This window comes from Streptomyces sp. NPDC050743, assembly GCF_044456925.1.
Lineage (GTDB): Bacteria > Actinomycetota > Actinomycetes > Streptomycetales > Streptomycetaceae > Streptomyces.
The window spans coordinates 1-8,099 of record NZ_JBITGJ010000195.1; the positions used below are offsets into that span (position 1 = coordinate 1).

4 protein-coding genes and 1 pseudogene are annotated in these 8,099 nt (G+C 66.3%); 3 read left to right on the forward strand and 2 right to left on the reverse strand.

Going from position 1 to position 8,099, the window contains the following annotated elements; translation table 11 throughout:
- Positions 1-239 precede the first annotated feature (239 nt).
- Together ACIBJF_RS50600 and ACIBJF_RS50605 are read right to left on the reverse strand one after the other, a co-directional pair.
- Positions 240-968 carry a hypothetical protein gene (locus tag ACIBJF_RS50600; protein ID WP_399184656.1) on the reverse strand — a complete coding sequence of 243 codons (729 nt, stop codon included), beginning with the start codon at positions 966-968 and terminating at the stop codon, positions 240-242.
- Between the two features lie 62 nt (positions 969-1,030).
- Positions 1,031-1,297 (reverse strand): annotated as a pseudogene (locus tag ACIBJF_RS50605) (Ku protein); the annotation flags it as partial.
- Between the two features lie 147 nt (positions 1,298-1,444).
- Between ACIBJF_RS50605 and ACIBJF_RS50610 the strand changes: the two are divergent.
- From ACIBJF_RS50610 to ACIBJF_RS50620, 3 genes are all read left to right on the forward strand, one after another.
- Positions 1,445-1,609: a hypothetical protein gene (locus ACIBJF_RS50610; protein WP_399184657.1), complete on the forward strand. Its 165-nt coding sequence runs from the start codon at positions 1,445-1,447 to the stop codon at positions 1,607-1,609.
- 195 nt (positions 1,610-1,804) lie between these two features.
- Positions 1,805-5,389, forward strand: coding sequence for a hypothetical protein (locus tag ACIBJF_RS50615; RefSeq protein ID WP_399184658.1), 3,585 nt, complete (start codon positions 1,805-1,807; stop codon positions 5,387-5,389).
- Between the two features lie 3 nt (positions 5,390-5,392).
- Complete coding sequence (locus ACIBJF_RS50620; RefSeq protein WP_399184659.1) at positions 5,393-8,002, forward strand: hypothetical protein; 2,610 nt, start codon at positions 5,393-5,395, stop codon at positions 8,000-8,002.
- Positions 8,003-8,099 lie beyond the last annotated feature (97 nt).

Genomic DNA, 8,099 nt, shown 5'->3' on the forward strand with positions numbered 1-8,099 from the left:
GGGCTTGGTGCTGGTCATGCGGGAGGTGCTCCTGTCGTGCCCGCCCACAGTATCTGATCATTTCGGGGCGTCTCACCCGACGATGTCAGAGAGGGCAGCGATCGCTCGGAAGGTTGGATTGCCGAGGTTGATGGTGGTGGCCCGGCGACGAGCGCCTGCCAGCCCCGGGGGACCTATGACGAATCGCTCGCCTTCGGGACGCCCTCGGACACGGCCACCCCAAGCGCGGCCTGAGCCCGTCAGCCAGGAGTGAGGCAGGCTTCGAGGGCGACTCGCAGCTGTTCCGGCAGGTGGTCGCCCAATGGCACCTTGCGTGGACTGTGGTCGCCTTCGCAAATCCAGCTCCGCTCATCCTCGTCGAACCACCAGCCCTGAGCGCCCCACATGGGGTGCCCCCGGAGCAGGTGCCTGGCCAAAGGCTCGCTCGACTCGGGAGCACCCTGAGCAGCCAAAGCCCGGACCACGGCCGCCACAGCACCTTCCGGGAGCGCGATGTCGCCCAGGACCGGAAGGAGGAGAAGGAGCCGGGCATGAGTATTGGTGACACCGACGGCGCCGGCCGGCGCCTCCAGCAGGGCGGCAAGCTCCGGCCAGCACAGCCCCGGACCGATGCGGTCCTGATCGTCGCTGGCCAGGACGAGATCCTGGCTCCAGTCGGGGTGCGTGAGGAAGTAGTCCGTGCTCGTGAACTCCTCGCCACTGTTGTAGTGCACGACGATCGTGAAGCCGCCGGCCAGGGGCACCGTGAACACAGGCCACGCCGACGGGTCGTGGAGCTTGTCGAGCATGGCCCCCACGTCGCCCGCGTCAGCGCCGAAGGCCTCCGGCGAGATGCCCTCGGACAGGTCCGCCAAGTGCGCGGGCCAGAAACCTGGCTCGTACAGGAGCGGAAGCCCGTCCACCACGGGCGACGAGGAGTACCAGTGCCGTGCCATTACCATGCCGGGATTCTCTCCCAGCCCGGTCATGACCGTTCGAAGACCCCGGCGCTCAAGGACAGTCACCTTGACCGCATAGCAACGTGAGGTGTCTTCGCCGTCGGCAGCGGGAGGTTGCTCAGTTCCTCGTCCGTGATCGGGATGACCCGGTCCCGGGTCAGTTCGTAGCCCTTGCCGATCTCGGACTGCTGGACCTCGCGGTCCTCCAGCTCGCACACCTTGCGGTAGCGGACGCGCCCCATGTCCTCGAGGTGATACTGGTGGAAGTGGATGCTGTGATCTTCGGTCGCACTTTGTACGTTGATCGGAACGGTGACCAATCCGAAAGAAATAGCGCCTGACCATATGGTTCGGGGCATCAGTAGACCTCCGTGATTGCCCCGAGCACCACCAGTGTAGGGCCTCAAATTTCGTGTCGGAATCTCAGAGCTGATGTCGGATCAGAGTCGGAAGCGACCAGCGCGCCCAGGCCGCGCAGGAACGCCTCGCCGCGCGTACAGGGCGGCATGGCGGAGCCGCTCGTAGCGGGCGTCCAGTCCGTCCGGTTCGTATCGTTGCCCGGCCCGGCCCGGCCCGGCGCCGACGTCGAACGCACCGTGCTGCCCCGGGCCGTCCTCTGGCACTGCGAGGACCGGCTGTTGCACAACCGGGGTACCGTCGTGGTGTTCTGAGCAGGGCACATCGTCCACTTTGGTCACAGTACCGATAGAAATTTCGTTCGCCTTCCCAACGTTGATGGCGTGATGAATACTCGTCAGTTGCGGGGTATCGCGGAGGGGACCGCGACCTACCTGGACCCCGCCCGATGGTGGAGCAGGTGGGCCATGAACTACCTCAGTGGACGAGTCGTTCTCAAAGAGACCGGCGTGGGGATCCCGGACCTGATCGTCGCCGTCTACGACGCCGACCCGGGTACCACGCCCGAGGACCCGGTCACGCCGGTGGGCGCCGCGCCACAGCCCGGTACCGGCGATCCGGAGCCCACGACGGACCTGCAGCCGGTACCCGCCGCCGGCACTTCGGCCACCGGCCCCGCCGCTGTCCTCGCCCCCGCCCCGACGCTGTCCACCACCAACGGGCAGCCCAATATTGGGGATCGGCTGGGTTCGCGGATCACCGACGCCAACGGCGCCTTCGCCGTCGACTACGAGGACGCGGAGTTCCAGATTCGCAATCCCAAGGAGAAGCGCCCCGATCTCGTGCTGATGGTGTTGGCTCCCGAGGAACCAGGGCTGGACGAGGCGCACCGGGTCCTGTATCTGGCACCCCAGATCACCCAGGACGCCGGTCGCACCGAGCAACGCCTCATCCGCCTGCCGGCAGCCGTACTGACCAAGGCGGGCATCGCGTTGCCGGTGGACCCCGGCAGTACCAAGCAGGACTCCAGCGCCACGAAGGGGAAACTCAACCAGGCGATGGACTTCCACCTCGACGTGGTGGCGGAGACCCAGAAGATCGCGGCCGCCCGGGTGGCGGCGGTCCGACAGCAGCACGAGGAAACCAGCCAGGCCATCAGCGACCGGGTGCTCGAGTCGCTGATGGGGGTGAGCCGCGACGAGGCACGGCAGTTGCGGATCGTCATGCCCGGCGAGTCGCCGGCGCCGACGATGTACGACGCGGTGAACAACACCATCACCAACACGGTGAACACCCAACCGACCGTCGGGTACCTGATCCTCACCGAGGACGAGGCCGCGCCGTTCCGCGACGGTACCGGCTGGCGCGACAACATCCCGGCCACCGAGATCGACCCCATCCTGTTCAAGGCCGACAAGGACTCTCAGCGACCGACCGTAGTTGTCCGTGAGGATCCGCTCGCGGCAATCCGCCGCACGTCCACGAGTGACGATCCCTTCGCGGATTCCGGGACCGGCGCGGGCGGGGGCGCGGGCCAACCCGGTACCGGCGACGGCGGTTCGGGCAGCGGCGGCGGATCTGGCGACGGCGGGTCCGGCGACGGGGCCATGGCCTTGACCGACCTGCCGGCGTTCGTCGGCGGGGTGGTCGACAGCGTCATGCCCGACGGCGGCGGGGCGAGCGGGCGGCCCACCCCCGAGGACATCGATAAGACGGTGCAGGGCCTGCAGCTGAGATCCGGCCCCGCCGACGTGACCGCGTTCTACGACTTCAATCAGCTACAGATCGCTTTCGACTACGTCTGGCAGCACGCGATCGACGACGGCGTCATCGACGCGACGCAGCAGCTGGCGACCGGGCTGGCACAGGCGGGCGGCGACCCGGTCGGCGCGGTGACCAAGGGCGGCAATCCTTTTAACGCGCTGCGCCAGGAGGCGTTGCATGTCGCCACCGCACAGGTAACCCTGCAGAACGCCGGAGTGGCCTACCTCGCGCCGCAACCTCAGCCCAACGGCGGTGGGTCGACGCACACCCCGCCGGTTCCGCCCCGGCCGCCGGTGATCACGCCGCCGTTCGGCGGGTACACGACCGGCACGGTGTCCAACCCACCCGAGGACCTGCTCGCCATGCTCGACGACCTGCTCACCGAGCGGTACAAGTTCGAGATCTTCGCCCCGGGTACCACGAACTTCGGGCTCGTGATCACGTTCCGCCAGGAGTGGGACCCCATCACCTACCAGGTGGGCGAACTGGTGAAGACACTGACGCTGGCGCCGAAGGAGACCCGCAAGGTCACCAGCAAGCGGGTGGTCAAGACCGAGCGATCGGTCAAGGAGATGGCGGACAACCAGCGCAACCGCAAGGACGAAACCAAGGACACCAGGCGCTCGGAAGCCGAGATCGTGCAGAAGGCGCAGGACAAGACAAGCTTCAACGCGACCGCCAAGGGCAACTACGACATCGGCATCTCCTCGGGCGACGCGTCGACGAGCCTGACCCGCGATGCCGAGACCTCCTCGGCGGAGACGAAGAAGGCGATCCAGGAGGCGGTGCTGTCCGCCGCGCAGGAGTTCAAGGACGAGCACAAGCTGGAGGTGGAGACTCACACCGCCGAGGAGGACGAGTACTCCGAGACGGCCGAGATCTCCAACCCCAACGACGAGCTGACCGTCACGTACCTGTTCTACGAACTGCAGCGCCGTTTTCACGTCACCCAGCACCTGCACCGGCTGACCCCGGTGGTACTGGTCGCCATGGAGGTACCCAACCCGAGCCGGGCCGCGATCGACAAGGTACTGCTGTTGCACGCGTGGGTCATCAACCGGGTTCTGCTCGATGACCGGTACCGCCCGGCGCTGGAGTACCTGTGTACGCGCATTGTCGGGGACGAGCTGGCATTGCACGATCTCGGCCAGAAGGTGACCGACGCGCGTAACGCGGTGGCCACGCTGCAAGGGCTGCACCGCGACATGGATCGCGAACTGCGTGCCCGCGAGGCCGCCTACGATGCTGCCGTGGAAGCCCGCGCCGGCGCCACCGGTAGCCAGGACAGCGAGGGCGTGCTGGAGAAGGGCTGGGACAGCCTGTTCGGCAGCGACAAGGAGCAGGACCTTCAGGCGCTGCGGATGCGCGAGGACCTCCGCAAGGACCAGTACGAGCGGGCAGTGAGTGAGGAGAAGGAACTGCGCATGCGGCTGGACAGCGAGATCGCCTCGCTGACCGCCGCCCAGGACGCCTTCTCGAAGGCCAACGCCGAACACTCCAACCATCTGCTGTGCATCGCCGGCCTACGGGCGCACTTCAAGGAGAACGTCCTTTACTACATGCAGGCGATCTGGAGCTACACCTTCAAGGACGAGATCTTCTTCCAGCTCAGTTCGGTGAAGGTACCCAAGCTGACCGTCAGGCAGCGAACGTACGGCCTCGCCGAGCCGGCCACGCCACCGCTGAGCATCTCCCCCAAGCCGGGCCAGATCGTCCTCGAGGTGCACGCGGACGTACAGCTCAACGACGGGCTGGATCCCGCACAGGACTTCATCACGCTCGCCGAGATCGCCGACCTGGACTCGCCGATCGGGTGCAAGGGCAACTTGATGATGTTCCCGCTGAAGGAGTCCAACCCGCTGACGGACTACATGATGGTGCCGTACCTGGATACCGAGCTGGGTCTCCACGATCCGGATGACCTGGGGAGCTGGACGCCCGAGGACTTCGTCGCGTACGCGCGTGAACTTCTGGCGCAACAGAAGGACAAGCTGTCCGACGCCGAGTACCAGGCGCTGCAGAACCAGCTCACCGAGCAGTACCAGCGGATCGTCAGCAGCCCGCGGCTGATCAGCGACGAGGTCATCGTGCCGACGCACTCGCTCTACATCGAGGCGTTGCCGGGTGCGCATAAGCTGCTGGAGGAGTTCAAAGAGAAACACCGCGAGATCGACGTGGACAAGGCCCGCGTCGAGGCCGGAAAGCTGCGACTGGAGAGCCTGCGGTACGCCGGACGCCTGCTCAGCGAGGAGTTCGATGACCCGGAGGTCGACCGGAAGATCCAGATCAACGGTGCGGCACCCGCCATCGTGGTACCGACCGAGGGCTGAGCCGTGGGCGACCCACTCGATCCACGCGGTACGTCGGCGCGCGGTACGTCGGCGCGCGGTACGTCGGCGCGCGGTACCGCCAACCGGATCGACACACCGACCGCGCCGCTACAGGACTATCCGCCGTTCGACGTGCGACTGCTCTTCGGTCAGGAGTCGATCCCCAATGCCCTGGCCTACGCGCTGAAGTGGCAGATCGAACTCGACCGACAGCAAGCCAACCATCCCGAGCCGACCGAGGCACAACAGGAGTTGGCCAAAAAACTGCTGGCATTGTTCGACTTCCTGCTCATCCAGGAGCAACAGGTCCAGCGTGACCCCGTGGACGGCGCGCTGCTTTACCGGGACCCGATCAAGCAGTCCGCGGCCACCCCACTGCGCAACCCTCGCCTGGTGGATGTCGGCTTCGGAGAGATGGTCCCCGTAACCGATGACGTACCCGACGCGCCGCTGCCCGCCTGGGCCCCGAGCATCTATCCGCGCGAGTTCGGCGCGGACGGCCAGAGACGGTACCCCAGCCGGCCACGGAGGCTGACCGAGATACCGCCGTTCGACTCGCCGCTGATCCTTGCGGGCTGGCTGAGGCTGCGCGACTGGCGCCCCGCGCCACCGGTACCGGCCCAGGCGGCTCCTGTACCCACGCCACAGACCACGCCCGGTCCCACACTCGCTGCGGAGCCGCGCCCGCCGAAGCCCGTTGACAAGAAGGCGCTCAACGACACCCTGAACCGGGTTGTCGCACGGTACGGCCGGTTCGCCGCGGTGGCGTCCCGGCCGTACACCCCGACACCGCTGGTGGACAACGCGATTCACCAGCTGTCCAACTACACGCTGGCCGACCTGCGGACCGCCACCGGCGCGAAGATTCAATCCACTTTGGCGGACGACGACAAGCTCATCGAGCACACCAGCGTGATCCTCTACCACAGCGTGTTCACGGTGGTGCTGGACCAGGCCGGGAACCCCTTCGATCTGCGCTACGTCCCAGGACGCAGGGGATTGCTCGACTACGCCCTCCTGGTACCCGAACCAGGCTCGCCGTTGCGGCGTGCGCTACCGAACCCCGGCGGCGTCAACGTCAACGTGCAGCCGTACGGCGACACCACCTTCCGCATCGAGAAGGGCCACATCTCCAAGGTCCCTGTCGGCGGCATCGGCAGCTTCGCGACAGTCGGCATCGGCGCCGGCAGGCATCCCGTGTTGGAGCCCCTCGACCAGTTCTGGAGAAACTACGGCGGCTACATCGCCAGCGTCAGCGCCGGGGCGGCGTTCCACCCGGCCGATGCCGACCTGGGCCGGATCGACCGGCGCCTGGGCGACCTGGTCGAGGCGGCAACCCCGCACGTGCTCAACGAGGTCAGGGCCCGGCTGAAAGACATGGCCGAGAACTGGCAGGAGCTCCTCGAAGGGGTGGTCTGGGAGGCGATCAAGAACGAGATCCGCGACTGGATCGTGCAGTACGTCATCAAGAAGATCGGCGAGCATGTCGTACCGGTCATCAAGGACGCTTTCGCCCTCTACGACCTGGCAACGGGCTCGGCCGCACGGACGCGCGTGCGCTACGCGATCGCCTGCGCCATGCTAGCTGTCAAAGGCACCACCGACGAAGACACCGAACTGGCGGCGAAGGTGATGGCAAAGATTGTCGCCGACGAGTTCGACGAAGAAATCATTCAGGCGGCGACCAGGGCCTTGGGCCATGCCGTCAAGAAGGTTGTCCGGCACGCCGCCCCGAAGGTCCCGAGCGGCTCACCACCCAACACACCCCCACCCCCGCCCGCGCAGACGCCGCCCGGGAAGCCAGATGCGCCCAACGAGCTAGCGCCGAAGCCAACCCAGCCCGCGCCGCCGCCCCAGGTACACGAGAGCGCCGTCGATGCCGAGGCCAGACGCCAATTCGACGAGTACGTGCGGCAGAGATTGACCGAAGCCATCAAGCCGCCGCCGGCCAAGGCCACCACGACGAAGGCAACGCCGGGCGACGCCGCGACCGGAGACACCGCAAAAGGCAAGACCGACCCGGCCACGAGCAACACCGCTACCACCCACACGGGCACCGTCAAGGACCCTGTTGTTGACGAGATCGTCGAGGGCATCAAGGAGGCGCCGACCCCTCAGCCGGGCAGGTATGTGGGCACGGGCAATGAACCGAGGGCGAAGGCAGGCGAATCGACGATGGGCTTTGCTTACGGCGAGAAAGGCTTTGCTTTCCTGGAGGGTCCCAGCGGAGGTGGCGGACACGCTTGGAATGCAGGCGGATTCGACGGCGTCGCCTTCCGTACCGCCGTGGACGGAAAACTGGAAGTCCGCATCCCCGACAACAAAGCCAATTACGAAACAAAAAACGTCTCGGACGCCTCGGCCATCACCACCAACCTCGCGAAGAACCTCGAGAAACTCGCCAATAAGATCTCCACGGCCGACTACGATACGGTCCCGCGCATTAGTGAACTCCGCAAAACCCTAAATGCGGCAGCCGCCGCCGCCAAGGCAGGCCAACCTCTGCCATCCAACGTGACCCTTGATCTAACGACCTTTGCTGGCAACTCCAAAGGCATCACTGGCACGCTCGGCGGGAAAGGCGTCACATACAAGGGGACGGATGTCGACTAGTGGATTGTCGCGGCTTAATTTTGCTGTGTGGTTGGGTAGAGGTGGCGCAGTTTCACGCGTGCGTCGTCGGTGGTGAAGTGCCAGTCGACTTGGCGCT

What these genes read in the sequence shown, in the direction of transcription:
- ACIBJF_RS50610 (WP_399184657.1), top strand. Translation starts at nt 1,445, where the DNA reads ATGGCGGAGCCGCTCGTAGCGGGCGTCCAGTCCGTCCGGTTCGTATCG.
- ACIBJF_RS50600 (WP_399184656.1), bottom strand. Translation starts at nt 968, where the DNA reads ATGACCGGGCTGGGAGAGAATCCCGGCATGGTAATGGCACGGCACTGG.